1 protein-coding gene is annotated in these 1,081 nt (G+C 53.7%); it reads left to right on the top strand.

What is annotated here, in order from left to right; translation table 11 throughout:
* Positions 1–138: 138 nt before the first annotated feature.
* Complete coding sequence (locus B7R24_RS17455) at positions 139–1,026, top strand: hypothetical protein (protein WP_147304115.1); 888 nt, start codon at positions 139–141, stop codon at positions 1,024–1,026.
* The last annotated feature ends 55 nt before the right edge of the window (positions 1,027–1,081 follow it).

Below are 1,081 nucleotides of genomic sequence, written 5' to 3' on the forward strand. Positions count from 1 at the left end.
CCGCTTGCATGGCGAGCTCGGCCACATCCCACCCAACGAGAAAGAAGAGATCTTCTACTCACAAACCCCCGTCCCTCAACCGAGCGAACGGGTCAACTAAACCCTCCACCAAACCCGGGGCTTGACAGATCGATGGTCGTGAACAACAACGATCCTGTCGGTACTGACCCCAACGACCGGCGTCTTCAAAATAAGATTGCCGATTGGGTTCGAGCTGGCGCGAGCGGATATAACTTCATGCTCGGCGGTGACGAGACTCCCGGCCAGTACACCCTGAAAAATGTTCAAACCCGCTTGCTGGTGGGATATATCGATTTCGCTTCTACCGGCAATTCGCCGACGCCTGCAAATGGTGCGACTCAGCAGAGCTTCACTCCGACACTTCATGTAGACGGTGCGAATTCGCCGGAGAACCTGCCGCTCAATTACCTCTTCCGATTGGGTAAGAACCCATCAAACCCAGATGATCATTCAGTCTTTGACAGCGGCTGGCAGTCCAATGCGTCAGTCACAGTACCTGCTGAACGGCTGGAGGCGAATACAACCTATTACTGGCGCGTATACGTGATGAACACGTACTACAACGCTTACCCGGCCTACCCTGTGTGGCCGAACAGTAATACTTACAGTTTTACGACAAATAACCCGGCGGTTACTTCCAAAACAAATGCGTCTCCGTCGGACAAAGCTGTTGTGGCGACGTCAACACCAACGTTCTCAATCAACGGGACAACTCACCCGAACAATTTAGGTTTTACCTACAATTTCCGGATTACAACAGGTACCGACGCCCTTACGGGCTCGGTGTTGGACTCTGGTTGGCAGACGGGAACGACCTTTACCCCGTCTGATCCGACGTCACTTCAGGACGGTGGAACTTATACCTGGACAGTGTTGACCAAGGACAGTACAGGCACGTACGGGCCTTTCTGGGTAAGTACCTTCACAGTGAACTGGGCTGCTTCGCTGATTTCGGACAGCGGAGTTGATGGTTTCTCTTACGCTGCCAATGCTGGCTGCTGGTAACTGTAGTGGACCTCGTTGGGCCTGCGGTAGCCGAGTGCGGAGTGTCGACGACGAC

It is taken from the genome of Subtercola boreus, assembly GCF_003399645.1.
Lineage (GTDB): Bacteria > Actinomycetota > Actinomycetes > Actinomycetales > Microbacteriaceae > Subtercola > Subtercola boreus_A.